Source organism: Aeromonas media (assembly GCF_020423125.1).
GTDB classification, from domain to species: domain Bacteria; phylum Pseudomonadota; class Gammaproteobacteria; order Enterobacterales; family Aeromonadaceae; genus Aeromonas; species Aeromonas media.
This window is the reverse complement of the sequence record NZ_CP075564.1, coordinates 2,041,208-2,064,786: the sequence shown is the minus strand read 5'-3', so window position 1 is coordinate 2,064,786 and position 23,579 is coordinate 2,041,208. Positions and strand designations below refer to the sequence as shown.

General features: G+C 61.6%; 26 protein-coding genes. 18 read left to right on the top strand and 8 right to left on the bottom strand.

Features of this window, described 5'->3' with window-relative positions:
* Window positions 1-176: 176 nt before the first annotated feature.
* Together KI797_RS09500 and KI797_RS09495 are read left to right on the top strand one after the other, a co-directional pair.
* On the top strand, window positions 177-1,433 hold the full coding sequence (locus KI797_RS09500; RefSeq protein WP_226172750.1) for an OmpP1/FadL family transporter: 1,257 nt from the start codon (window positions 177-179) through the stop codon (window positions 1,431-1,433).
* 114 nt (window positions 1,434-1,547) lie between these two features.
* Window positions 1,548-2,771: an EAL and HDOD domain-containing protein gene (locus KI797_RS09495; protein WP_226172747.1), complete on the top strand. Its 1,224-nt coding sequence runs from the start codon at window positions 1,548-1,550 to the stop codon at window positions 2,769-2,771.
* A 71-nt stretch (window positions 2,772-2,842) separates the two neighbouring features.
* Here KI797_RS09495 and KI797_RS09490 read toward each other — a convergent pair whose 3' ends face one another.
* Both KI797_RS09490 and KI797_RS09485 read right to left on the bottom strand, forming a co-directional pair.
* On the bottom strand, window positions 2,843-4,147 hold the full coding sequence (locus KI797_RS09490; RefSeq protein WP_041205719.1) for an outer membrane protein transport protein: 1,305 nt from the start codon (window positions 4,145-4,147) through the stop codon (window positions 2,843-2,845).
* 449 nt (window positions 4,148-4,596) lie between these two features.
* Entirely contained in the window at window positions 4,597-5,760 is a 1,164-nt protein-coding gene (locus tag KI797_RS09485) for a thiolase family protein (protein ID WP_226172744.1), read from the bottom strand.
* A gap of 132 nt (window positions 5,761-5,892) precedes the next feature.
* Between KI797_RS09485 and KI797_RS09480 the strand changes: the two genes are divergently transcribed.
* Entirely contained in the window at window positions 5,893-6,291 is a 399-nt protein-coding gene (locus KI797_RS09480; protein ID WP_005325128.1) for a MerR family transcriptional regulator, read from the top strand.
* Between the two features lie 91 nt (window positions 6,292-6,382).
* Here the strand turns inward: KI797_RS09480 and KI797_RS09475 are convergent, their stop codons facing one another.
* Window positions 6,383-7,627 carry a dicarboxylate/amino acid:cation symporter gene (locus KI797_RS09475; protein ID WP_226172742.1) on the bottom strand — a complete coding sequence of 415 codons (1,245 nt, stop codon included), beginning with the start codon at window positions 7,625-7,627 and terminating at the stop codon, window positions 6,383-6,385.
* Between the two features lie 269 nt (window positions 7,628-7,896).
* On the opposite strand from KI797_RS09475, the gene ppnP reads away from it, so the two are divergent.
* The 3 genes from ppnP to KI797_RS09460 all read left to right on the top strand — a co-directional run bounded on the left by ppnP (window position 7,897) and on the right by KI797_RS09460 (window position 11,387).
* On the top strand, window positions 7,897-8,181 hold the full coding sequence (ppnP, locus tag KI797_RS09470) for a pyrimidine/purine nucleoside phosphorylase (RefSeq protein ID WP_226172739.1): 285 nt from the start codon (window positions 7,897-7,899) through the stop codon (window positions 8,179-8,181).
* Window positions 8,182-8,347: 166 nt separating this feature from the next.
* Window positions 8,348-9,730 carry an L-serine ammonia-lyase gene (locus KI797_RS09465; RefSeq protein ID WP_226172738.1) on the top strand — a complete coding sequence of 461 codons (1,383 nt, stop codon included), beginning with the start codon at window positions 8,348-8,350 and terminating at the stop codon, window positions 9,728-9,730.
* A 286-nt stretch (window positions 9,731-10,016) separates the two neighbouring features.
* On the top strand, window positions 10,017-11,387 hold the full coding sequence (locus KI797_RS09460) for an L-serine ammonia-lyase (protein ID WP_005325119.1): 1,371 nt from the start codon (window positions 10,017-10,019) through the stop codon (window positions 11,385-11,387).
* Window positions 11,388-11,591: 204 nt separating this feature from the next.
* Here KI797_RS09460 and KI797_RS09455 read toward each other — a convergent pair whose 3' ends face one another.
* Window positions 11,592-12,551: a lytic murein transglycosylase gene (locus tag KI797_RS09455; RefSeq protein WP_226172737.1), complete on the bottom strand. Its 960-nt coding sequence runs from the start codon at window positions 12,549-12,551 to the stop codon at window positions 11,592-11,594.
* On the bottom strand, window positions 12,551-12,829 hold the full coding sequence (locus KI797_RS09450) for a YcgL domain-containing protein (protein ID WP_025326888.1): 279 nt from the start codon (window positions 12,827-12,829) through the stop codon (window positions 12,551-12,553). The genes KI797_RS09455 and KI797_RS09450 overlap by 1 nt, the downstream gene beginning before the upstream one ends.
* A gap of 106 nt (window positions 12,830-12,935) precedes the next feature.
* On the opposite strand from KI797_RS09450, the gene minC reads away from it, so the two are divergent.
* The 6 genes from minC (at window position 12,936) to KI797_RS09420 (ending at window position 16,635) form a co-directional block, all read left to right on the top strand.
* Window positions 12,936-13,655: a septum site-determining protein MinC gene (minC, locus tag KI797_RS09445; RefSeq protein ID WP_043129890.1), complete on the top strand. Its 720-nt coding sequence runs from the start codon at window positions 12,936-12,938 to the stop codon at window positions 13,653-13,655.
* 18 nt (window positions 13,656-13,673) lie between these two features.
* Window positions 13,674-14,486, top strand: coding sequence for a septum site-determining protein MinD (minD, locus tag KI797_RS09440; RefSeq protein WP_005331693.1), 813 nt, complete (start codon window positions 13,674-13,676; stop codon window positions 14,484-14,486).
* Window positions 14,487-14,488: 2 nt separating this feature from the next.
* Window positions 14,489-14,758, top strand: a complete 270-nt coding sequence (gene minE, locus KI797_RS09435; protein WP_010674646.1) for a cell division topological specificity factor MinE — start codon at window positions 14,489-14,491, stop codon at window positions 14,756-14,758.
* A 178-nt stretch (window positions 14,759-14,936) separates the two neighbouring features.
* Window positions 14,937-15,263, top strand: a complete 327-nt coding sequence (locus KI797_RS09430; protein ID WP_041205707.1) for an HI1450 family dsDNA-mimic protein — start codon at window positions 14,937-14,939, stop codon at window positions 15,261-15,263.
* A complete protein-coding gene (gene mtgA / locus KI797_RS09425; RefSeq protein ID WP_226172734.1) occupies window positions 15,248-16,024 on the top strand; it encodes a monofunctional biosynthetic peptidoglycan transglycosylase in 777 nt (258 codons plus the stop codon). Before KI797_RS09430 ends, mtgA begins: the two co-directional genes overlap by 16 nt.
* Before the next feature lie 287 nt (window positions 16,025-16,311).
* Window positions 16,312-16,635 carry an HI1450 family dsDNA-mimic protein gene (locus KI797_RS09420; protein WP_005331685.1) on the top strand — a complete coding sequence of 108 codons (324 nt, stop codon included), beginning with the start codon at window positions 16,312-16,314 and terminating at the stop codon, window positions 16,633-16,635.
* A 45-nt stretch (window positions 16,636-16,680) separates the two neighbouring features.
* Here the strand turns inward: KI797_RS09420 and KI797_RS09415 are convergent, their stop codons facing one another.
* Together KI797_RS09415 and KI797_RS09410 are read right to left on the bottom strand one after the other, a co-directional pair.
* Window positions 16,681-16,992: a DUF1289 domain-containing protein gene (locus KI797_RS09415; protein WP_226172732.1), complete on the bottom strand. Its 312-nt coding sequence runs from the start codon at window positions 16,990-16,992 to the stop codon at window positions 16,681-16,683.
* A gap of 1 nt (window position 16,993) precedes the next feature.
* A complete protein-coding gene (locus KI797_RS09410) occupies window positions 16,994-17,872 on the bottom strand; it encodes a CvfB family protein (protein WP_226172729.1) in 879 nt (292 codons plus the stop codon).
* A 271-nt stretch (window positions 17,873-18,143) separates the two neighbouring features.
* Between KI797_RS09410 and KI797_RS09405 the strand changes: the two genes are divergently transcribed.
* From KI797_RS09405 to KI797_RS09390, 4 genes are all read left to right on the top strand, one after another.
* Entirely contained in the window at window positions 18,144-19,376 is a 1,233-nt protein-coding gene (locus KI797_RS09405) for a UPF0149 family protein (protein ID WP_226172726.1), read from the top strand.
* A gap of 150 nt (window positions 19,377-19,526) precedes the next feature.
* Window positions 19,527-19,997 carry a MarR family winged helix-turn-helix transcriptional regulator gene (locus KI797_RS09400; RefSeq protein ID WP_005331665.1) on the top strand — a complete coding sequence of 157 codons (471 nt, stop codon included), beginning with the start codon at window positions 19,527-19,529 and terminating at the stop codon, window positions 19,995-19,997.
* Entirely contained in the window at window positions 19,994-20,182 is a 189-nt protein-coding gene (locus KI797_RS09395) for a DUF4250 domain-containing protein (protein WP_226172724.1), read from the top strand. Before KI797_RS09400 ends, KI797_RS09395 begins: the two co-directional genes overlap by 4 nt.
* Window positions 20,183-20,342: 160 nt before the next feature.
* Window positions 20,343-20,519, top strand: a complete 177-nt coding sequence (locus tag KI797_RS09390) for a hypothetical protein (protein WP_005331648.1) — start codon at window positions 20,343-20,345, stop codon at window positions 20,517-20,519.
* Between the two features lie 90 nt (window positions 20,520-20,609).
* Here the strand turns inward: KI797_RS09390 and KI797_RS09385 are convergent, their stop codons facing one another.
* Window positions 20,610-21,197 (bottom strand): FMN-dependent NADH-azoreductase, encoded by a 588-nt coding sequence (locus KI797_RS09385; RefSeq protein WP_226172722.1) that lies wholly within the window; start codon window positions 21,195-21,197, stop codon window positions 20,610-20,612.
* Between the two features lie 226 nt (window positions 21,198-21,423).
* Here KI797_RS09385 and KI797_RS09380 point away from each other — a divergent pair, with 226 nt between their 5' ends.
* Entirely contained in the window at window positions 21,424-22,314 is an 891-nt protein-coding gene (locus KI797_RS09380; protein WP_226172720.1) for a DMT family transporter, read from the top strand.
* A gap of 74 nt (window positions 22,315-22,388) precedes the next feature.
* Window positions 22,389-23,567 carry a formate-dependent phosphoribosylglycinamide formyltransferase gene (gene purT / locus KI797_RS09375; protein WP_226172718.1) on the top strand — a complete coding sequence of 393 codons (1,179 nt, stop codon included), beginning with the start codon at window positions 22,389-22,391 and terminating at the stop codon, window positions 23,565-23,567.
* The last annotated feature ends 12 nt before the right edge of the window (window positions 23,568-23,579 follow it).

The window sequence follows — 23,579 nt, the reverse complement described above, 5'->3', positions numbered from 1 at the left end:
GCAAACAGCTGTACTCTTTTTGTTTTTTATCAAGCTATTAGAGGCAATACCTCCAGCATTAAATCCCGTTTTGTCCTCTCTGCCCCCGCTCCCGTTGCCTTACTGGTCATACCATATAAAATCCCGCCCCCAACCAAATCACAGAATGAACTCCAAGTTCATCCCGAGGAAAAGCAATGCTCCCGAACATGAAGCCCTCCCTCATCGCCCTGTTGGTGCTATCGAGTCAGGCCCAGGCGGCCGGTTTCCAGCTGGCGGAACAATCGGCCACCGGCATGGGCCGCGCCTTCGCCGGTGAAGCTGCCATCGCCGACAATGCCAGCGTGCTCGCCCGTAACGCCGCGGCCATGACCCGCTTCGAGCGCACCGCCTTCTCCGGGGGCGTCATCCATATCCAGCCTGACGTCAACATCGAGGGGCTGACCCGGGTCCCCACCGCCCAGGGACCGGTGACTCTGGATGCAAGCGCCAACGACATCGCGGACGGTGCCTGGGTGCCCAATGCCTATCTCATCATGCCCCTGAATGATCAATGGTGGCTGGGGCTGGCGGCGACCTCCTACTATGGCCTCGGCGTCCAGATGCCGGACAACTACAACGCCGGTCACTTTGGCAACATCTCCGATATCAAGACCGTGGATCTCGGTGCCTCCCTGGCCTATCGCATCAACCGGAACTGGTCGGTCGGCGCCGGGCTTTCCGCCATCCAGGGGGAAGGGGAAGTGGGCGGCACCTTTCCTTCCAACAACAAGATTGCCAAGCACCTCAAGGGGGATGGCTGGGCCCTTGGCTGGCATCTCGGCACCCTGCTGGAGCTGTCGCCGGCCACCCGCATCGGCCTCTCCTATCGCCATGACGTGACCCTGACCCTCTCAGGGGATGCTGTCGGCACCGATCTGCTGGGCCGTACCTTCACCGACACCGGCACCCTGGACCTGCCGCTGCCCGCCACTGCGGAGCTGGCCCTGTTCCATCAGCTGACCCCGGCCCTGGCGTTGCATTCGAGCATCAACTGGACCAACTGGAGCAAGTTCGTCCAGCTCGAATCCGAGCTCGATCACCATGGCACCATGCACATCAAGGACGAGCACTGGGAAGACAGCTGGCGCTACGCCCTCGGCCTGACCTATCGCCTGGATCCGAAGTGGCAGCTGCGCTCCGGCCTGGCCTACGATCGCAGCCCGGTGCCCGCCGATCGCCGCACCATCTCCATCCCGGACTCGGATCGGGTGTGGTACAGCGCCGGGGTGGGTTACCAGATAGATCGCAACCTGTCGCTGGATCTGGGGCTGACCCTGATCGACGGCAAGAAAGTCGAGGTGAACGAGACCATGCAGCTCAGACCCGGGATGGCACAAACCACCTCCACCTTCCAGGGCACCTCGGAAGGGGACGCCTGGCTGGCTGGCCTGCAGCTCAACTACCTGTTCTGATCCTGCCAACCTTGGCTGCACTCTGCCAGTTGCTGACCGTTTCGACCCGGTCGGCACTGGCATAGTGATCCGCTTAACCATAGAATCAAGCCTTCACCCATGCTGGAGAGATGCATGTATTCCTATGTAGCAAGGCAGCCCATCCTGGATCGGGAGTTGAAGACCCATGCCTATGAGCTGCTGTTTCGCGACAGCCTGGATAATGTGTTTCCCCCCATCTCCGCACAGCTGGCTACCTCCCGACTGGTGACAGAGCAATTTCTGCAACAGAACATCGATCAGCTGCTTGGCGGACACCCCTGCTTCATCAACTTCCCTCACTCCCTGCTGCTGGACGGTCTGGCCGAATGCCTGCCCCAGGACAAGGTGGTGATCGAGATACTGGAAGATGCCGAGCCCGACGATGCGCTGCTGGACAAGGTGATCCAGCTCCGCGGGCTGGGCTATCGGCTGGCGCTGGATGATTTCACCCTGGTCCCGGCCTGGGACAGGTTCCTTCCCTATATCCATATCATCAAGTTCGATCTGCGGGCCACGCCGCTTGCCAGCATCGAGCGGTTCATGCAGACCCATCGCCACCTGCCGCTCACCTATCTCGCCGAAAAGGTGGAGGACAAGGCCGAGTTTGAACGGATGAAGGGGCTCGGGGTCGAGTTGTTCCAAGGCTTCTTCTTTAGCAGGCCCCAGATGGTGCAGCAGACCACCATGCCCCCGACCCAGCTGGTGGTGATGCAACTGCTGAAGGTGGTCAATCAGGCCGAGCCGGATCTGGACAAGATTGAGCAACTGTTCAATCAGGATCTCTCCCTTTCCCTCAAGCTGCTGCGCTACGTCAACCATCTCAAGCACTTTCCCCAGCCCATCGCCTCGTTTCGCCAGGCCGCCAGCTCCCTGGGTCATTCCCAGCTGAAACGCTTCGTGGCCCTGATCGCCGCCACCAGTGCGGGTCACGACAAGAGTGCCGAGCTCTACCAGATGTCCCTCATCCGTGCCCGCTTCTGCGAGCTGCTGGCACAGACCCATGCCCCCACCCAGCAGGCTCAGCAAGCCTTCATCACCGGGCTCTTCTCCCTGCTGGATGTGCTGATGGGGCAGCCGCTGGATCAGTTGCTCGGCACCATACCGCTGACCGCCGAGATCCGTGCCGCCCTGCTGGAGCGCAAGGGCAACCTGGGGTTCTACCTCGCGTTCTGTGAAGAGTACGAGAAGGCCAACTGGCAACGGATCGCCGCCAGCACCGCCCGCCTCGGCCTCAACGAGGAGAAGGTCAGCCACCTCTATCTCGCCGCCACCGCCTGGGTCAATCAGCAGCTCCAGGCCATGGAAGGGATGGACTGAACCCGCGAACCCGCCATGGTTCTCCCTTATGTCATCTCATAACAAAAACGTCCCGCGAGGGGACGTTTCGTTCAGAACACCATATTGAACTGGACCGAGGCCAGGAAGGCATTGCCTTCATTGTTGCCTTCGAAATAGAACGGCTGACCCGGGTCGTTGTTGTGGATCCCTTCCTTGACCCCGCTCGCTTCCCCATTGATATAGGCCATGCCAAGATCGATGCTCTTGCTCTCATCGATGTGATAGGTCGCCCCTGCGCTGTACCACCACTTGTCTGCATCAGGCAGACTGATGGTGGCGTGCTCGCTCTGCACGGCGGATTCGTCATAGGCCACCCCGACGCGTGCCTCCCACTGCGGGTTCACATACCAGGTCGCCCCGACCGCGTAGCGCATCGCATCTTGCAACTGCTCGTTCTTGCTCAGGCAGACGCCACCCGGCAGGTTGCACTGGCTGCTGACGGCTTCCAGTTTTTCAAAGGCGCTCCAGTCGGTCCACATCACGGAGTAGTGCAGTGCAAATTGCGGAGTCAGGCGGTGGTAGCCGGAAAACTCGGCGATGGCGGGCATGGGCACATCGACCGTGGCCTCGGCCTTATAGCCGGGCGCCCCCACTGCCCCGGTGTAATCCCCCTCCAGCTCCACATCGATCTGGGAGCGATAGGTCAGCGCCAGGCGGTTATCCTGGTTGATCTCGAACAGGGTACCGAGGTTCCAGCCCCAACCGTTGCCGGCGCCATCGAAGTTGGCCAGGGTATTGTGAGCACCATTGGCGTTTCCATTGGCATCGACTCTATCGACGTAACCGGTGGCGAGGGTGTAGTTGATACCGGCCCCGAGGCTCCACTGCTCGTTGACGCGATAGGCGACATTGGGGTTCAGATTGACGCTCATCAGGGACGTCTCACCCGCCAACAGGCCGGCGGCGGGATGGCTGCCCGCCCCGAAGCTGTCGTCGAAGCGGGTGCCCAGGCCGTAGTTGGTCATCATGGCGAAACCGACGGCCCACTGGTCGTTGACGGGGTGGATCATGTAGGCGGCGGGGATGACCGCGTTGGGGCCGGCGTTACCATGACTTGCCGGCGTGCTGGAGTCAAACCGGCTACCCGGCAGATCGGTGACAAAGGCCCCGTCCACGCTGTAATCCGGATCGACCATGGTGGCCGCTACCGAGACGGCGGTCTTGTCGAACATCATCATGGCAGCGGGGTTGCGACCCAGCACGGCGGCGCTGTCGGCGATGGCCCCCTCACCTGCGAAGGCTCGGCCAAGGCCGGCGGCGGAGTGTTCGTTGATCTGGAAGCCGGAGGCTGAGGCATGGGTGGCAAGCAGTGCCAGCACGCTGGCAAGGGTGCTGCGCTTGAATGGCGTAGTCATCTGAGTTTCTCTTGTGGGTACCCACCGCAAGCGGGCATTGATCGTCGCAGTGGCCATGACGGCAACGACGGAACACTGCCGTGAGTCAGTGGTGCACGGGAACGGTGCGAGGACAGTAAAACAGAGGCGAATAGTAGGGAGCCCATCTCCCGCCACAAAGCAGACCAGTGTCGAAAACGGTCATCAGGCTTAATCCCGGCTGAATGAAAGCAAATCAGTCCATGTTCCCCACCAAAACCGGACTTTTCGCCACCGTCTATCCATCAGGCTAGGTGACATGACGAGCGAAAAGCACAGTTGGAAAACCAGGGGTTGATAGAGCGACATGGAGGGAGACAAGCGGGTCGCCTGAGCGACCCGCTGCCGGACATAAGTAATGAGTGGAGGGAGAAACAGAGGGAAACGGCCTCAACACCGGACCGGCCTGGGGCCGGCGTTGGGACCAAGGCTCACACCAGCTCGATGGCCATGGCCGTCGCCTCTCCGCCCCCGATGCACAGACTCGCCACCCCTCGCCTGAGCCCGCGCGTGCGCAGAGCATGGATCAGGGTCACCAGGATGCGGGCACCGCTGGCCCCCAGGGGATGCCCTAGGGCGCAGGCGCCTCCGTTTACGTTCAGCTTGTGATGGGGGATCTGGCCCCCCGCCATCGCCAGCATGCTCACCATGGCGAAGGCCTCGTTCACCTCGAACAAATCCACCTCCTCCACCGACCAGCCCACCCGGGCCAGCAACTTGTCGATGGCCCCCACCGGGGCGCTGGTAAACTCCGCCGGCAGGGCGGCATGGCTCTGGTATCCCACCACCCTGGCCAGCACCGGCAAGCCCAGTTGATGGGCCGTCTCGGCCCGCATCAGCACCAGCGCCGCCGCCCCGTCCGAGATGGAGCTGGCATTGGCCGCCGTGATGGTGCCCGTCTTGCTGAAGGCCGGTTTCAGGGTCGGTATCTTGTCGGGCCTGGCCTTCTCCGGTTGCTCGTCGTCGGCCAGCAACAGGGTGTCCCCGGCCATCACGGGCGCCAGCTCTGCCCCGAAGGCGCCGCTTCGCTGCGCCGCCAGGGCCCGCTCGAGAGAGGCGATGGCGAAGGCATCCATGTCAGCCCGGGTCAGCCCGGCTCTGTCCGCGCTCAGCTGGGCATAGTGGCCCATCAGGTGCCCCTCGTAGGCATCCTGCAAACCGTCGAGGAACATGTGATCCAGCACGCTTTGGTGACCCATGCGAAAACCGCTGCGCGCCTTGTCCAGCAAATAGGGGGCCCGGCTCATGCTCTCCATGCCGCCCGCCACCACCACGTCCACCTCCCCCAGCCGCAGCGCGTCTGCCGCCAGCATCACCGCCTTCATGCCGGAGCCGCACACCTTGTTGAGGGTGGTGCAGGGCACGCTGTCCGGCAGCCCGGCCTTGAGTGCCGCCTGCCGGGCCGGTGCCTGCCCGACCCCGGCGCTCAGCACATTGCCCAGATAGACCTCATCGACCCGATCCCCCCCCATCCCGGCCGCCGCCAGGGCGGCGCGGATGGCGCAGGCGCCGAGCTCCGGAGCACTCAGTGTGCTCAAGGCCCCCTGGAAGGCCCCCATGGGGGTACGTTTGGCTGCCACAATCACGATATCCATCAATAGCGCTCTCCTTGTTACATTGGGATAACATATGCCGCCGCCGTCCCCGGAACAAGACTTGCGGGGAAGTTGACGTTTGGGTAAGGTGCCAGCCTGCATTGACAACCAGATGACAGCCAAGACAGCCCTATGACCAAATCCAAGGATGACGCCCGGACCTTCAGCATCAGCGAGCTGGCCCGTGAATTCGATGTGACCACACGCAGTATCCGTTTCTACGAGGATCAGGGCCTGCTGAATCCGACACGCCAGGGACAGACCCGGATCTACAGCCGCCAGGACAGGGTGCGTCTCAAGCTGACCCTGCGTGGCAAACGGCTGGGGTTCAGCCTCGCAGACATCCGTGAGCTGTTCGATCTCTATGACGCGGACAAGAGCAGCCGCTCCCAGTTGCAGACCATGCTGGGGTTGGTGGCCGACAAGCGGGAGACCCTGCAGCAACAGCTGGAAGACATCCAGATGGTATTGCTGGAGCTGGAGGCGGCGGAGCAGCGTTGCCGGCAGGCGCTGGGGCAGCTGACGCCCTGAGTCGGCAGAGGATGGGGGCAGATAGCCCGGGGACAACGAAAAGAGGGAGGCTTGCGCCTCCCTCTTGTCATTCATGGTTGTGAGCCTGGTATCAGGCCTCCTTGCTCCAGCGGTTCGGATCGTAATCCGGGCTGTAGCGATCGACGATGATGGCGCAAGCCGCATCGCCGGTGATGTTGAGCGCGGTCCGGATCATGTCGAACAGGCGATCCAGCGCGAACAACAGCGGCAGCCCCTCGATGGGGATACCGGCCGCCAGCAGCACGGCCACCACCAGGAAGCTCGGGCCTGGCACGCCGGCCTGGCCGATGGCACCCAGGGTCGAGGTGAGGATGATGGCCGCCCAGGCGCCCATGCTGAGATCGATGTTGTAAACCTGGGCGAAGAAGATGGCCACCAGACCGTAATAGATGGCGTTGCCGCTCATGTTGATGGTGGCGCCCAGCGGCAGCACGAAGGAAGCGGTGGCATTGGTCACCTTCAGATCGTGTTCGCAAGTCTCCATGTTGACCGGCAGGGTCGCCATGGAAGAGGCGGTGGAGAAGGCCACGATCTGCGGCTTCTTCATCGCCGAGAAGTACTTGCGTACCGGCGTGTTGGAGAAGACAGCGATCAGCAGCGGGTAGACCACGAAGCCGAAGATGAGGATGGCGGCGACATAGACCACGAACAGCTTGAGCACCAGGGTCAGCACGTCGAAACCATAGGTACCGATGGCGTCGGCCATCAGGCCGAAGACCCCGATGGGGGCAATCAGCATCACCTTGTTGATCATCCAGACGAAGGCGTCCACCAGAGTGTTGAGGCCATCCACCAGCGGCTTGGCACGCTCGCGGGGCTGCTTGGCCAGCGCGATGCCGAGGAACATGCAGAACACCAGGATCTGCAGGATGTTCGCCTCGTTCAGGGCACTGAACACATTGGTCGGGATCATCCCAAGCAGGGTAGCCACGGCGTCCGGCAGGGCGCCCTTGTCGGCGTAATCACCAGAGAACATGGCGGCCGTGGAGCCAAAATCGACCCCGACGCCGGGCTTGAAGATCTGACCCATCACCAGCGCCAGCAGCACCGCCAGGGCGGAGGTACCGAGGAAGAAGGCGAGCGTGGTCACCCCTATCTTGCCTGCGGCCGGGCTGGCCCCCAGATTGGCGGCCCCGGACAGGATGGCGACCGCCACCAGCGGGATCACCAGCATCTTGATCAGCTGGATGAAGAGCGTACCCAGGGGGGCGAAGACGGCCGCCTGCTCACCCATGAGGGCACCCACCAGCGCCCCCAGGATCATGGCAACCACGACCTGGAAGCCGATATTTTTAATTAATCCTTTTGTCAACACAGAATGTTCCTTTATTTAGCAATGACTCACACTTTTGCAGCGCAAATGACCACCCAGAGCGTCAAATCCTCTCCATTGCTCTGGCGGCGCGCTTTATCTCATATTTATTACCCGTTTAACATCGTGATCCCTGAACGAAACGAATTTTCATGGTTTTTCACAAAGTTGAGACCCACAAGAAACTCTCCGTTTTTTCCCTATTTCACCATGACAATCGCCAAAATAATGTGCTACTTTTGCTCTGCAAACGTGCATACAGGGAAGAAAAGATGCTGAAAGTTAACGAATATTTTGACGGAAATGTTAAATCCATCGGTTTCGAGCAAAAAGGCGAGAAAGCCACGGTCGGTGTGATGGAAGCGGGTGATTACCAGTTCAACACCGCCGCCCCGGAGCGGATGACGGTGATCAAGGGTGCCCTTCGCATCCAGCTGGCCGATAAAGACGAGTGGCACAGCTACCATCAGGGCGAGTCCTTCGACGTGGCAGGTCACTCCTCCTTCAAGCTGGAAGTGAAGACTGCCACCGCCTACCTGTGCGAGTTCCTCGACTGATAGCCCCACAGGGGTGCCATGAGATGCAGATCCGCTCCTCCTGGCCCCCCTGATCCCCCTGTTTTGCCCCATTTCCACACCGCCATCACAGGCTGTCACTTCCCCCCTTTTCATCGACTACAAAAAATTTACAATGTTTAGACGAAATCCATAATCGGAGTACGTCATGATCAGTGTCTTCGACCTGTTTTCCATCGGGATTGGTCCCTCCTCCTCCCACACAGTGGGGCCGATGCGGGCAGCCTGCGCCTTCGTGCACACCCTCAAGCAGAGCGCACTCCTCTCCCGCACCGAACGCGTCGTGGTCGAGTGCTACGGCTCTCTCGGCCAGACCGGCAAGGGTCATGGCACCGGCAAGGCCATCATCCTCGGGCTGGCCGGCTTTGAACCCGAATCTGTGGACATCGAGGCCATCCCCGCCTTCCTCGATCAGGTGGAGCACAGCCAGACCCTGCGGCTGGGAGGGGAACAACCGAGCCAGTTCCCCCGCGTCGGTGCCATCATCTTCAATCGGCGCAAGACCCTGCCCGCCCACTCCAACGGCATGACACTGCGCGCCTTCGCGGGCGACAGCCTGCTGTTCGAGCAGACCTACTACTCCATCGGTGGCGGCTTCATCATCGAGGAGAGCCACTTCGCCAACGCCAGGGAAGAGGCCGCCCGCTTCGATGCCGCCCACCCCGTGCCCTACCCGTTCGAGAGCGGGGCCCAGCTGCTGGCCCACTGCCAGGAGAGCGGTCTCTCCATCTCGGGGTTGATGCTGGCCAATGAAAAGGTGTTTCGCAGCGAAGCCGAGATCAAGGCGGGCCTGCGCAAGATCTGGCAGGCGATGCAGGGTTGTGTCGAGCGCGGTTGCAGGAGCGAGGGGGTATTGCCGGGGGGCCTCAAGGTGAAACGGCGCGCCCCTGCCCTCTATCGCCAGCTCTGTGGCGAGACCAACTTCAACAAGGATCCCCTGATGGTGATGGAATGGGTGGACCTGTTTGCCCTGGCCGTCAACGAGGAGAATGCCGCCGGTGGCCGGGTGGTGACCGCCCCCACCAACGGCGCCGCCGGCATCATCCCCGCCGTGCTGCATTATTACGATCGCTTCGTGCGCAAGGTGGATGACGAGCTGCTGATGCAGTACTTCCTCACCGCCGCCGCCATCGGCATCCTCTACAAGAAGAATGCTTCCCTGTCGGGGGCCGAGGTGGGTTGTCAGGGAGAAGTGGGGGTCGCCTGCTCCATGGCCGCCGGCGCCCTGGCCGAACTGCTCGGCGGCAGCCCGGCCGTGGTCGAGAACGCCGCCGAGATCGGCATGGAGCACAACCTGGGTTTGACGTGCGATCCCATCGGCGGCCTGGTGCAGGTGCCCTGCATAGAGCGCAACGCCATGGGAGCGATCAAGGCGATCAATGCCGCCCGCCTCGCCCTGCGTGGCACCGGCGAGCACAAGGTGTCGCTGGACAAGGTGATCAGAACCATGTGGGAAACCGGCAACGACATGAAGACCAAGTACAAGGAGACCGCCCGCGGCGGCCTCGCCGTCAACATCACCGAATGTTAAGCCTGAGTAAAAACGACCTCAGATGACCCTCAGATACCCGGCCTGGCCGGGTATTTTTTTGCAAAACGTTTGCCTTGCGCTTAACAAAATGGATAACCATCAAAATAAATTTTATACTCGCGCCGTGAATTCAACAAAAATAGATCTATTTCAACTTTTTTTAGGCAGGAAGCCGTTACACTGCGGTTATCTGGTTTCCCGGCCTTTGTGACGACAGACCCGTCCCATGGATCACCCTTTCTGCGAGCGGGCATGGCGCCCCCTTCTACCCTGAGGTATTTGTTACATGATCAGCGTTTTTGATATCTTCAAAATCGGTGTTGGCCCCTCCTCTTCCCACACTGTCGGCCCGATGAAAGCTGCCAAACAGTTCGTGGATGATCTGCGTGCTAGCGGCAAGATCCGTGACATCACCCGGATCCAGGTTGACGTCTATGGCTCCCTCTCCTGGACCGGCAAAGGCCACCACACCGACACCGCCATCATCATGGGGCTGGCCGGCAACCTGCCGGAAAATGTCGACATCGACGGCATTCCTGAATTCATCTCTCGGGTCGAGCAGACCGGTCGCCTGCCCATCGGCCTGCACTGCCACACCGTCAGCTTCCCGAAAGGCGCCATGGTGTTCCATGACGAGGCCCTGCCCCTGCACGAGAACGGCATGAAGCTGACCGCCTTCATCGAAGACGAAGCCGTCTACAGCAAGACCTATTACTCCATCGGCGGTGGCTTCATCGTCGACGAAGAGAGCTTCGGCAAGGCCGACAGCGGCGACATGACCGTCAACTACCCCTTCAAGAGCGCCGCCGAGCTGCTGGCCCACTGCGGCCAGACCGGTCTCTCCATCTCCGCCCTGATGCTGGAGAACGAGAAGTGCTTCAATACCCCGGAAGAGATCTACAAGAAGCTCGGCAAGATCTGGACCACCATGCGTGAAGGGATAGAGCGCGGCTGCCGCACCGAGGGTGTCCTGGCCGGCCCGCTGCGGGTGCCGCGCCGTGCCGCCCCCCTCTACCGTCAGCTGACCACCAACGAGCATCTCTCCAACGACCCCATGAGCATCGTGGACTGGGTCAACATGTTCGCCCTGGCGGTGAGTGAAGAGAACGCCGCCGGTGGCCGCGTCGTCACGGCTCCGACCAACGGCGCCGCGGGCATCATCCCGGCCGTGCTGGCCTACTACGACAAGTTCATCCAGCCGGTCGGCCGCGACGAATACACCCGTTTCTACCTGGCCGCCGCCGCCGTCGGCATGCTCTACAAGATGAACGCTTCCATCTCGGGTGCCGAAGTGGGTTGCCAGGGTGAGGTGGGTGTCTCCTGCTCCATGGCCGCCGCCGGCCTGACCGAACTGATGGGCGGCAGCCCGGAGCAGGTGTGTGAAGCAGCCGAGATCGGCATGGAGCACAATCTGGGTCTGACCTGCGATCCGGTGGCCGGCCAGGTACAGGTCCCCTGCATCGAGCGCAACGCCATCGCCGCCATGAAGGCGGTCAACTCCTCCCGCATGGCCCTGCGTCGCACCTCCAAGCCCCGTGTCTCACTGGACAAGGTCATCGAGACCATGTACATCACCGGCAAGGACATGGACTCCAAGTACCGTGAGACCTCCCGCGGTGGCCTGGCCATCAAGGTGATGCAGGTTGCCTGCGAATAAGCGGTAGACAGCAGATACAAACAAGGCGGGAGAGATTCCCGCCTTTTTTGTCTGTGATTTTCTCAACGGCAGTCGCATTGGCATAAAGAATAAAAAAGAAGGGGGCAATTCGTTCAGATGGGCCTGGCTTATCCGTCAGGTGTCAGAATGAGAAGAGACTATTCCCGCATCCTATTTCGCTCCTTGCCCGCTTTTATTCCACTTTTATTCCACTATCCGATCCGCCAGGGTGCCGACCGCCACCACGAAATAGGGGGAGCGGTTCCAGTGGCGCAGCACCCGATAATTGTCATAGACAAGATAACTGCGGCCATGGACATCATCGGGCCGAATGAGGGAGGCCTGCATATCGGCCTTCGGCAGCGGCGAACCGTCCAGTTGCCGCACCCCCAGTGCCTGCCAGGCCGACAGCGGCTTGCGGGTCTCAAGCCCGAACAGGGCAGGATTGAGGGAGTCAGGCACCCTCACCCGCCGTCCCCAGGTCTGATCCTCGCGCCAGCCGTTCTGGTGCAGATAATTGGCTGCCGATCCAAACACATCCGCGAGATTGCCCCACAGATCCTTCCTGCCATCCCCGTCCTGATCGACCGCGTATTTGAGAAATGACGAGGGCATGAACTGCACCTGCCCCATGGCCCCCGCCCAGGAGCCCTTGAAGGCGGCGGGGCTCACGTGCCCCTGCTCTATGATGCGCAGGGCATCGAACAGCTGATCCTTGAAGAAGGCTTCCCGTCGCCCGTCCCAGGCCAGGGTCGCCAGAGATGAGATCAGCGGGAAATTACCGGTGAGTTTGCCGAAATTGGTTTCTATGCCCCACAAGGCGACAATAAAACGGGGCTGCACCCCATATTCATGACCTATTTTCGTGAGCAGCGGCAGATGCTGGCGATATAAGGCACGGGCTTGCTTGACTTTCCATTGGGGCACGGCGCGGGGAATATAGGAATCCAGGGTCAGTTTGAATTCCGGCTGATTTTTGTCGTGCTTGATGGCCGCCTCTATGAGGCGAATATCGACAAAGGCGGCCGTTACCGTTGCAGGCTGGATGCCGGCCGCCAGGGCTTGCTGTTTGAGACTCGTCACATAATAGTCAAAATCGGCGCCGGCCTGCGCGGATGCACTTAATAGTGCGCCCAACAATAACAGCACCGGCCGCCCCTGCATCAGCGGGCGCCCTTTAATTGTGCCTTGTGCTGCTCCAGCAGATTTTCCGGTGGCGGAGGCACCTGCAGGTAGAAGCCCTGGCTCTGCAAGGCTGCCATCACCCGCTCGGTGGAGGCGATCCCCAGGGGCTTGGCCGGGTCCAGCTTGGTCATCAAGACCAGCTCGGGACGTCCGAAGGTACTCATCAGTGCCTCTGGCACACGGGAAAAGTCCTCTCTTCTTTCAATAAAGAGATAGGTCTCGGCTTTTTTGCGACTTTTATAGACTGCACACAACATGGAAATTGATATAATCCGACGGGTTCATTGCCTCTGGTGGTGGCAAACTATAACATCAGGAATTGAATAACAATAACGTATTACCGTCTCGGTTCGGGGAAGATTCATGGTTGAACGCGATAACGAATTGAAAGGGACCACCTTCACTATTTCTGTGTTGCATCTCAGCGATGGCAATCCGGACCGGATCCGACAACTGCTGGAGGCCAAGGTTGCGCAGGCCCCCCAGTTTTTTAATTGTGCCCCCCTCGTCCTCAATGTGGAACGCCTCAGCGAGATCCCGGATTTCGAGCAGCTCAGGGAGCTGGTCGAGTCGGAAGATTTCGTGCTGGTCGGCATCACGGGGGCGCGGGATGAGGCGATGAAGACGGCGGCCAAGGCGGCCGGGCTGGCGGTCATGGTGTCGGGCAAGAGCCGCAAGGCCGATCCCGAGCCTGCGGCACCAACACCTGACCCCGTGGAGGCGGCTCCGGTCGCCCCGGTTCAGGCGCCTATGGAGCCGAGCAAGGTCCACGTCGGGCCGGTGCGCTCCGGCCAGCAGATCTATGCTGCCGGCACCTCCCTGGTGGTGCTGGGCTCGGTCAGTCCGGGAGCCGAAGTCATCGCCGACGACAGCATTCATATTTATGGCGCCCTGCGTGGCCGAGCCATCGCGGGGGCCAAGGGCAATCCTCTTGCCCGCATTTATTGCCAGCAATTGCAGGCCGAGCTGCTCTCCATCGCGGGCACCTTCCAGCTCAGCGATGCCTTGCCGGCAGGCCTGATACAAGAGCCAGTCCATATCCGGCTGGACAACGAACAACTCCGAATAGACCGCATCAAATAGAGTTACAAGGAAGCGAGAATGGCGCGAATCATAGTCGTTACATCGGGCAAAGGTGGCGTTGGCAAGACCACAACCAGCGCGGCCCTGAGCACCGGTTTAGCCCAGCGTGGCCACAAGACAGTGGTCATCGATTTTGACATTGGCCTGCGAAACCTGGATCTCATCATGGGCTGCGAGCGGCGCGTGGTGTATGACTTCGTCAATGTGATCAACGGTGAGGCCAACCTCAACCAGGCACTCATCAAGGACAAGCGCTCGGAAAACCTCTTCATCCTGCCCGCCTCCCAGACCCGGGACAAGGACGCCCTGACCCGTGAAGGGGTCGAGAAGATCCTGGATCAGCTGGCTGAGATGAAGTTTGACTACATCGTCTGCGACTCTCCCGCCGGCATCGAGTCTGGCGCCCTGATGGCGCTCTACTTTGCCGACGAGGCCATCGTCACCACCAACCCGGAAGTCTCTTCCGTGCGCGACTCGGATCGCATCCTCGGCATCCTGGCCTCCAAGTCCCGTCGCGCCGAGCGCGGTGAAGACCCCATCAAGGAACACCTGTTGCTGACCCGCTACTGCCCGACTCGCGTCAGCCGTGGCGACATGCTGAGCGTGCAGGATGTGCAGGAGATCCTGGCCATCAAACTGCTCGGTGTGATCCCGGAGTCCCAGGCGGTGCTGCGTGCCTCCAACTCGGGGGAGCCGGTCATTCTGGACAAGGAGTCCGATGCCGGTCAGGCCTATGAAGACGCCGTCGCGCGCCTGCTGGGCGATACCAAGGATTTTCGTTTTCTGGAAGAAGAGAAGAAGGGCTTCTTTAGCCGACTGTTCGGGAGTTAAACATGTCATTATTGGATTATTTTCGTTCCAACAAGAAACAGAACACCGCACAACTGGCCAAAGAGCGGTTGCAGATCATCGTTGCCCACGAGCGTTCATCCAGAGGGGGGCCGGATTACCTGCCCCAGCTCAAGCAGGATATCCTCGACGTGATCCGTAAATATGTGCAGATCGATCCGGACAAGATCACCGTCCAGCTCGATCAGAAGAGTGACGAGCTGTCGGTGCTGGAGCTCAACATCACCTTCGCCGACGACCAGAAGAAGGGATGAGCTGACGCCCCATGCGTGACCCTTTTCCCCAGTGAAGACCGGATCCTTTGTCAGGATCCGGTTTTTTATTGCCTGGCGCAGAGGCATCTCGCCAAGGCGTGCGGGGCCAGCTAGAATACTGCCCGCCCCTCGGCCCTGCCGACGGGACTTATCCCCTCTCATCTGGAATACAGCTCTTATGTCTTTGAATGACGAAATGCACAGCGTCGAGGAACTGCTCGATACCGCCCTCGAACTCTTCATGGAGCTGGCCTCGGACAACCTGCCCGAGCAGGAGATAGCCCTGTTCAACCAGGCGTTCAACGACCGCGGCCTGCTGGCGGAGACGGATCCCGCCGATGACTGGGAAGCGGACGTGGGGTTTGCCGTGAGTGATGCCGAGTACGCCGAGATCTGGGTTGGCCTTGGTAATGCCGAGCAAGAGTATGAGCACCTGTTCGCCCGCATGCTGCTCTCCCGCCGTGTCGACGAGAAGTTCTGCCACATCGAATGGTTGCCCCAATAATTCCGGATCCCGACGATCCCGGTCACTATGAGTGGGACTCAGAGCCCGAGCCCGTGAAACAGACGCGCTGGCGCCGCCTGCTGGGCTGGCTCGGCAAGCTGCTGCTGGCGGCGCTGGTCAGCTCCATCGTCTCGGTGGCGCTGCTGCGCTTCATCGATCCCCCCATGTGGACCTGGCGCCTCGAGCGGGCGCTGTTTCCGCCCGCCAAGGTGGCCGAGGTCAAGCACGACTGGGTGCCGCTCGAACGCATTTCGCGGGAGTTGCAGCTGGCGGTGATCGCCGCCGAGGATCAGCGCTTCGCCGATCACAATGGCTTCGACATGGACGCCATCAGCTCGGCACTCAAGCACAACCAGCAAAGCAGGCGGGTGCGCGGCGCCAGTACCCTGAGCCAGCAGACGGCCAAAAATCTCTTCATGTGGAGCGATCGCAGCTTCCTGCGCAAGGGGATAGAGGCCTGGTTCACCCTGCTGATGGAGCTGGGCTGGGACAAGTCCCGCATCCTCGAGGTGTACCTGAACATCGTGGAGTTCGGGCCCGGCATCTATGGCGCAGAGGCCGCCGCCAGGCACTACTTCGGCAAACCGTCTGCTCGCCTGACCCGTTACGAGGCCTCCTTGCTGGCCGCCGCCCTGCCCAATCCCTGGCGCTACCGGGTCAAGCCCCCCTCGCCCTATGTGCAGCAGCGCTCGGCCTGGATCCGCCGCCAGATGAGTCAGCTCGGTCAGATCACCCTGAACCGGGTACACGAGGCCGGCTAGCTTCATCGAGGGGCTCGGAGGGTGGCCCCAGATGGCCGCCGACGACCTCCCGGTGCAGCGGTAAGTAGTGCCACCACCAGGTCTCCCGTCGCCGCTTGATCTGCCGCCTGTGCTGTCGTCGCTTCATGCTGCCCACATGCCTCGTGATGCCGCCCGATGGCGGCGGCTCTGTTAACCTTATCCCCTGTTTCGGCCATTTGACAGCACGGGGTTGCCGGCCTCATGCGCTGGTCGCCATCCCCAATAATTGCTAAAGTGGCGAACCTGGACGTATCTGGAGTGATTTCATGGAACAACGTAGCCCGGATCAGCTGGTCGAGTGGGCCTATGATCAGTTTCTGGAGCAGGCCGCCGACATGCTGGCCCCGGAACAAATCGTCGACATCACCCTCGAATTCGAGCAGCGTGGCGCCGTCGAGGCGACCCTGCCCAACGCCGACTGGTCGACCGAGCTCGGCGTGCCGGTCGACATGGAGCGTTGGGCCGAGGTGTGGGTCGGCTTGCTGGATCATCAGGAGGAGTTCGAGGTGATCTATGCCACCTTCCTGCTGCCGCGGGATCAGAGCGAACACGAGGTCCATGTTCGCTGGCACCGCCAGCAACAGGCATAAGAAAAGGCGCCCCTGGCGCCTTTTTCGTCTCTGCGGTTTTCCCCTTCAGGGGCGAGCCGCTATGGCCTTGGCCAGACAACGGCGGCACCAGCAGGCGCTCGCCTCGCTCATGGGCAAGGGGGGCAGCTGGCTGCACCAGCAACGCTCTATGGGTTCACCGGCGGAAACGGCGCAAAACGCCGGCTCGCCGCATCCCGGACACTCATGGGTGCTGCGCGTGCCGTCCAGCTCGGCCATGCGCGCCAGCTGGGCCTCGCTGTCCATGGCGGACCACTGACCTATCTCGGTCAGGGTCCTGCCGCAGCCGAGGCAGAGCCCGTCCTTGGCCCGGCAGTCGCCGATGCAGGGACTCGGCACCTTATTCGCCGCCGTCCTGCGCCGAGCCGGTCTCTGCGGCGACCAGCGTGATGCAGTTGTCTTCGATGACGATCTTGCCCTGCTTGTAGAGCCCGCCGATGGCCTTCTTGAAGGTGCCCTTGCTCATGTTGAACATCTTGTAGATGAGCTCGGGTTCGCTCTTGTCCCCCACCGCCAGGCTGCCGCCCTGCTTCTGCAGGCGGGTGAGAATACGGCCGCCGGCATCATCCATCCGATCCTGACCCGGTTTTTGCAGGGTCAGATCCAGCTTGCCATCCTCACGCACCTGCTTGATCCAGGCGGTCAGCGGTCGGCCCGTCATCAAACGGCCGAACACCTCGTTCTTGAACAGCATGCCGGAGTACTGACCATTGACCACGGCCTTGATACCGAGGGGGGTATGTTCCCCCGGCAGCGCAGTCACCTCGTCACCGGCCTTGAAGGGGGGATCGACGCGCAGGAAGCGCTCGAGGCGGCTGGTGCCCACCATGCGCCCCTCGTTGTCCAGCATCAGGTGCACCAGATAGACGTGGCCCACCTGCATCGGCTTGTTCTGCTCGCGGCTTGGCACGAACAGATCCTTTTTCATGCCCCAGTCGAGGAAGGCGCCGATCTTGTTGGCGTTGACCACCTTGAGGCCGACGATGTCACCCACCATGGCAAAGGGCTTGTCGGTGGTGATCACCGGCTCGCAATCCGCGTCCAGATAGAGAAAGACGGACACCTCGCCATCCTCGGCGACGCCTTCCGGCAGCTGACGCTTGGGCAACAGCAGCTCGCCATATTCCCCCGCAGCCAGCCAAGCACCGCGATCTTCGAGCTCAACGACGGTGAGGGTGTTCATCTTGCCAATCTGTAACATGGTGATCTCTTCTTTCAATATCCGGATGGGCCTGCAATTCATGGCCCGTAATAGATGCGCATCGCTCCTGTCGTCGGCCGAGGGAGGACAAAAGCTCGCGTTTTTCATGCAGGCCCGCATGTTACCTCAGAGCCGTGGCAGGACCTAGTCCCTTGCCCGCCCCCGCGCAGGATTTTCACCTCGGTGTGACCCTGGCCTGGCGATATTAGCAGCACTCGGTCGCCCCTTGGCTGCAAATAACCCCACTTTTAGGTAGACTTCGCGGCCGTCAAATCCAGAGGAAGCGTCGATGAACCCAGCCACCCGTACTCGTTATCTCAATCAATGGCTCCAGAGTCACAGCCAACAGGACATGAGTTACCCGGCCCTGCACGGTTTCCTCTGCGCCCGCCTGACGGGGCCGACCCCCCCTGACTGGCAAGATCCGCTGGCCGGGCTGCTGCCCCATGACGCAACGCTGGACGAGAAGAGTGCCGAGGCGTTGCACCATCTGATCGCCGAGCTGGAGGCCCAGGCCGACGACACCCAGCTGGCCCTGCCGAGCCAGTGTCGCCTCTCCACCGACAATCCTGATCAGGTATTCGAGCAGAGCCATCCCCTCGGCCAATGGAGCTACGGCTTCAGCCAGGGGGTGGCCCGCTGGCCCACGCCGACGAATTTGAACGATCCCGCCACCCGCTACCGCTTCAGCCTGGTGGCCGAGCTCTGCCTGTTCCGTGACAGGCCCATGGCCCAGATGCTGCACCAGGCCGCGGCCAGCGAGCTGCCCTTCCTCGATTTTTGCAAGCGGCAGCGCCAGCAGATGAAGACGGCCCTCAATCTCCTGCTGACCCTGGATCAGGACGAGGCACAGCATGAAGAAGAACCGCTTCTCGACAACGAACAGACCCGCCAGTGGCAGCAGTGGTTCGAGCAGGCGGCGCAGTGCCGCGATCCCCTCGCCCGCCTCTCCTGGTTTGAGCGCATCATTGCCGATGCCAGCCCCCTGTTCGACGAGGCCTTCTGGCAACAACACGCAGGCCGCGGCTGGAGCGCCCCGGAGGCCCGCCCCCTGATCGCGGCCCAGGCGGGCCGGGCCGATTGCCTGCTGCGACTGGGGCAGCAGGAGCAGGCGCGCCACGCATACCTGGCACTGCTCGACCTCTGTCAGGCCGACGAGCCCGGCTGTCGTCATCCCCTCTCCAGTCTCTATGCCTGGCAAGGGGATTGGACCTCCCTGCAGGGGCTGCTGGTGCGCTTCAATGAGGCCTCCTGCTGGCTGCGCTACAACAAGGCGCTGATGGTGTTTGCCACCGAAGGCGAGCAGGCGGCGCTACCCCATCTGGTCGCCGCCCTTGACGCCAACCCCCATGTACCCGCCACCCTGCTGGGCCAGCGCAGGTTGCCCAAGCAGGAGCCCCGCCACTGGCAGGGGGGAAGCCGCGACGAGGCCGCGCTCTATGCGCTCCAGAGCCGCGAGGCCTGGCTTGCTCATAATGCCTTGATCTGGCTGCGTAAAAGTGTAACCAACAAGGCCAGTTGAGACCCTGGTTGCCGGATCCGTAGCGCAACACGTGCGCAAACGCACATTTTTCTGATGCCCGTTCAGACAAATGCCCTTGTGTTACGTATCATCAAGGTCAAAGTATCAAAAGAAACTGCACCCGATGCAGCCGCCACAGCAGGATGTCATATGTCGAAGATCATAGAGCTGCTCGCGCACTATCCTCCCTATCAGCTGGTTCATGCCGCTGAAATGGTGCGCGATACCTTTGAACAGTTTTACCAGCAACGGTACCAGCTGACGGTGCCCCAATGGCGCCTGATGATGGTGCTTGGCCCCCACTATCCCATCAGCCAGAAAGAGCTGGTGGAGGCGAGCGGGATGGACAAGGTGCGGATCTCCCGCGAGATCCACCGTCTGGTAGAGAAGGGTATTCTGTTCACCGAGAGCAGCGCCCAGGACAAGCGCATCAGTCTGGTCTCCTTCACCCCGGCGGGGCTCACCCTGTTCCAGCAGCTCAAGACCGAAGCTGGCAGCTGGCAGCACACCCTCACCGACTATCTGCCCGCCGAGGCGCGTCAGAGCATACGGCTGCACCTGCAAAGCGTGAGCGACGCCATCGAACAACTCCACCTGCTGGACAGCGAGCAACAATCATGAACCTGACCCGCTTTGCCACCATGGATATCAACATGCTGCTGAGCGTGGTCAACATGCAGCTTCGTGATCATTACGCCGATCTGGACGATCTCTGCCGGGCGCAGGATCTCGACAAGGAGGCCCTGATCTCACGGCTGGCCGGCGGCGATTTCCACTACCAGCCTGATCAAAAGCAGTTCAGATAGGGATCTGGATCACAAGCTGTCGCATGGCGCTGGTCGTGGCGGCAAAAACTGCTAAGGTGAGTGCACCCCCACTGGACCATGGGCCTGAGGTATGGATACATCAGGCTGTCACAGAGGGCGGTTAGCCTTATTTCGCTCACCATCAGCCAAGGACGACCCCATGATCCTGACCCGACAGACCAGCCTGATCATCATCAGCGCCCTCTTCACGATCAGCCTCTTCTCCCCCCATCTGCCCCAGAGTACGGAGCAGTGGCTCAGCAGCCTGCTGCTGGGATCCCTGGTGGTGGTCTGTCTGCTGGTCGGCAGCGGCTGCCGTCGCTTTATCTGGGATTGAAGAGTGGCGTCCGCCATCTGAAAACAACAACGCAGCCTGATGGCTGCGTTGTTGTTTCACGACCTGGATGAGCAGGCAACCGTCACGGCATCAGTATGCCAGGGTTTCCAGCTGCTCCTTGGCCTGCTCGATGCCCTTGGCCTGCGCCTCCGGGCCCATGCCCATGCCCTCGGCGTAGATGAAGTCCACCTCGTTGATGCCGATGAAGCCCAGCACGGTGCGCATGTAGGGGGTCACCAGATCGGTGGCATTGCCCACATGCATGCCACCACGGGGGCTCACCACCAGGGCGCGGGTGTTCTCCACCAGGCCGACCGGGCCGGTCTCGGTGTAGCGGAAGGTAACGCCGGCACGGGCCACCAGATCGATCCAGTTCTTCAGCTGGGTCGGGATGTTGAAGTTGTACATGGGGGCAGCGATGATCACCAGATCGCTCGCCTTGAGCTCGGCCACCAGCTCGTCGGACTGGGCCAGCACGGCCAGCTGACGCTCGTTGAGGTTTTCGCCACCGCGCAGGCCCATGGCCAGCTCGCCGTCGAGCACCGGCAGGTTCAGGGTTGCCAGATCACGCACAGTGACGGTGTCACCCTGGCGCTCGGCCAGATAGCCGTCGATCAGGGCGTTGGATTGGGAATACTGGCCCAGGATGCTGGACTTGAGAACGAGGATATTGGCCATGGTGAAACTCCATTTGGTTGTCGGTTGAACAGCTTGGCTGTCGATGGAGGTCACTATAAAGATTGAGTTTCAAGGCGGATAGCGAAAATAGATGCTCAAGTTATTCAAATATTTTGATGATTGCGCACTTCCTCGCCAGCAGGGTACTCACCAAGCACCCTGGCCTTGGCAGAATAAGCGATTGCCGTTATGATCCGCCGCACTTTTTTTAAGTGACCCGGATCCCATGGCACCCTCCCGCAGGCACTCCCCCTTTGCCGGTGCAGTCTGGATGATGGTGGCAGGCCTTTGCTTTGCCGCCGTCAACAGCCTGAGCCAGTTTGTCAGCTTCAAGCTCGGCCTCCCCTCGACCCAGGTCGCCTTTCACCAGTACTTGGTCGCCCTGATCTGCCTGCTGCCCTGGCTCATCCGTCACGGCCTGCGCCAATCCCTGATGACCAACCAGCTGCGGCTACACCTGCTGCGCGTCGCCCTGGCAGTCATCGGCATCCAGTTCTGGCTCTGGGCGCTGGCGGTGCCTGTGCCCATCTGGCAGGGCATAGCACTCTTGATGACCTCCCCCCTGTTCGCCACCCTCGGCTCCGCCTTGCTGCTCAAGGAGCAGGTGAGCCGGGCACGCATCCTGGCCACCCTGGCGGGCTTTGTCGGGGCCATGCTGATCCTGGCCCCCTGGACCGATGACTTCAGCTGGGCCTCCCTGCTGCCGGTGGCGGCCGCCCTGTTCTGGGCCGGTTACTCCCTGCTGGTGCGCTATCAGGCGGCGAGCGAATCGTCCCACACCATAGTGGTCTACCTGCTCATCTTCAGCACCCCCTTCAACGCCATGCTGGCCCTGCCGGAATGGCAGTGGCCAAGCGAGATCCAGTGGCTGCTGGTGGCGGCCTCCGGGGTACTGTCGGCCCTGGCCCAGATGTCCATCGCCCGCGCCTACAGCGTGGCCGAGGCCTCCTTCGTACAACCCTTTGACTTTGCCAAGCTGCCCATGAACGTACTGGCAGGCTGGCTGGTGTTTGGCTGGGCGCCTCCCGGCCGATTGTGGCTCGGCGCCGCCATCATCATAGGCGCCATCACGCTGCTGACCCATCTGGAGCAGCGCGCCCACAAATCCGTTTCCTGAGGTACGCCATGCGTGCCTCTTTTTTTTACTCACTCGGGTCAGCAACCCTGACCATGGACATCAGGAGAGATCAGATGTTTGGAACCGCCACCCGCCCCGCTGCCACCCGTGCCCTGCTGCTCGGTTCAGGCGAACTCGGCAAGGAAGTCGCCATCGAGCTGCAACGCCTTGGCATAGAAGTGATCGCCGCCGACCGCTACGCCAATGCTCCCGCCATGCAGGTTGCCCACAAAGCCCACGTGCTGGACATGCTCGATGGGGCCGCCCTGCGCGCCCTGGTGGCCGAGGTCAAGCCCGACCTTATCATCCCCGAGATTGAAGCCATCGCCACCGATACCCTGGCGCAGCTTGAGCAGGAAGGGGTCAGGGTCGTGCCCAACGCCCGCGCCACCCAGCTCACCATGAACCGGGAGGGGATCCGCCGCCTCGCCGCCGAAGAGCTGGGCCTTCCCACCTCTTCCTACCGCTTCGCCCAGAGCAAGGAGGAGTTTGTCGCCGCCGTCGAGGCCATCGGCCTGCCCTGCGTGGTGAAACCCGTGATGAGCTCCTCCGGCAAGGGCCAGAGCCTGCTGCGCGATCTTGCCAAGCTGGACGAGAGCTGGACCTATGCCCAGGAAGGTGGCCGCGCCGGTCGTGGCAAGGTGATAGTCGAAGGCTTCGTGCCCTTCGAGTACGAGATAACGCTGCTCACGGTGCGCGCCGTGGACGGCATCCACTTCTGCGATCCCATAGGCCATCGTCAGGAAGACGGTGACTACCGCGAATCCTGGCAGCCGCAAGCCATGAGCGAGCTGGCGTTGGCCCGCGCCAAAGAGGTCGCGGCCAAGGTGGTCGAGGCCCTCGGCGGTCATGGCCTGTTCGGGGTGGAGCTCTTCATCAGGGGCGACGAGGTGTGGTTCAGCGAAGTGTCACCCCGCCCCCACGACACCGGCATGGTAACCCTGATCTCCCAGGATCTCTCCGAGTTCGCCCTGCACGTACGGGCCATTCTGGGGCTGCCGGTCGGCACCATCACCCAGTTCGGGCCGAGCGCCTCCGCCGTGGTGTTGCGGGAAGGCCACAGCCAGAACATCCGCTATGGCGCCATTGGCGAGGCCCTGGCTCTGGTACCGGGTGCCCAGTTGCGTCTGTTCGGCAAACCCGAGATCGCCGGTCGTCGCCGTCTCGGCGTGGCGCTGGCCCGGGGCGAAGATTGCAATGAAGCGGTCGAACAGGCCAAGGCGGTCGCCGCCCGGGTCGAGGTGCTCTTCTAGACCGCTCTCTTT

Coding starts and splice junctions, on each gene's coding strand:
- KI797_RS09500 (WP_226172750.1), top strand. CDS start 177: ATGCTCCCGAACATGAAGCCCTCCCTCATCGCCCTGTTGGTGCTATCG.
- KI797_RS09495 (WP_226172747.1), top strand. CDS start 1,548: ATGTATTCCTATGTAGCAAGGCAGCCCATCCTGGATCGGGAGTTGAAG.
- KI797_RS09490 (WP_041205719.1), bottom strand. CDS start 4,147: ATGACTACGCCATTCAAGCGCAGCACCCTTGCCAGCGTGCTGGCACTG.
- KI797_RS09485 (WP_226172744.1), bottom strand. CDS start 5,760: ATGGATATCGTGATTGTGGCAGCCAAACGTACCCCCATGGGGGCCTTC.
- KI797_RS09480 (WP_005325128.1), top strand. CDS start 5,893: ATGACCAAATCCAAGGATGACGCCCGGACCTTCAGCATCAGCGAGCTG.
- ppnP (WP_226172739.1), top strand. CDS start 7,897: ATGCTGAAAGTTAACGAATATTTTGACGGAAATGTTAAATCCATCGGT.
- KI797_RS09465 (WP_226172738.1), top strand. CDS start 8,348: ATGATCAGTGTCTTCGACCTGTTTTCCATCGGGATTGGTCCCTCCTCC.
- KI797_RS09460 (WP_005325119.1), top strand. CDS start 10,017: ATGATCAGCGTTTTTGATATCTTCAAAATCGGTGTTGGCCCCTCCTCT.
- KI797_RS09455 (WP_226172737.1), bottom strand. CDS start 12,551: ATGCAGGGGCGGCCGGTGCTGTTATTGTTGGGCGCACTATTAAGTGCA.
- KI797_RS09450 (WP_025326888.1), bottom strand. CDS start 12,829: ATGTTGTGTGCAGTCTATAAAAGTCGCAAAAAAGCCGAGACCTATCTC.
- minC (WP_043129890.1), top strand. CDS start 12,936: ATGGTTGAACGCGATAACGAATTGAAAGGGACCACCTTCACTATTTCT.
- minD (WP_005331693.1), top strand. CDS start 13,674: ATGGCGCGAATCATAGTCGTTACATCGGGCAAAGGTGGCGTTGGCAAG.
- minE (WP_010674646.1), top strand. CDS start 14,489: ATGTCATTATTGGATTATTTTCGTTCCAACAAGAAACAGAACACCGCA.
- KI797_RS09430 (WP_041205707.1), top strand. CDS start 14,937: ATGTCTTTGAATGACGAAATGCACAGCGTCGAGGAACTGCTCGATACC.
- mtgA (WP_226172734.1), top strand. CDS start 15,248: ATGGTTGCCCCAATAATTCCGGATCCCGACGATCCCGGTCACTATGAG.
- KI797_RS09420 (WP_005331685.1), top strand. CDS start 16,312: ATGGAACAACGTAGCCCGGATCAGCTGGTCGAGTGGGCCTATGATCAG.
- KI797_RS09405 (WP_226172726.1), top strand. CDS start 18,144: ATGAACCCAGCCACCCGTACTCGTTATCTCAATCAATGGCTCCAGAGT.
- KI797_RS09400 (WP_005331665.1), top strand. CDS start 19,527: ATGTCGAAGATCATAGAGCTGCTCGCGCACTATCCTCCCTATCAGCTG.
- KI797_RS09395 (WP_226172724.1), top strand. CDS start 19,994: ATGAACCTGACCCGCTTTGCCACCATGGATATCAACATGCTGCTGAGC.
- KI797_RS09390 (WP_005331648.1), top strand. CDS start 20,343: ATGATCCTGACCCGACAGACCAGCCTGATCATCATCAGCGCCCTCTTC.
- KI797_RS09385 (WP_226172722.1), bottom strand. CDS start 21,197: ATGGCCAATATCCTCGTTCTCAAGTCCAGCATCCTGGGCCAGTATTCC.
- KI797_RS09380 (WP_226172720.1), top strand. CDS start 21,424: ATGGCACCCTCCCGCAGGCACTCCCCCTTTGCCGGTGCAGTCTGGATG.
- purT (WP_226172718.1), top strand. CDS start 22,389: ATGTTTGGAACCGCCACCCGCCCCGCTGCCACCCGTGCCCTGCTGCTC.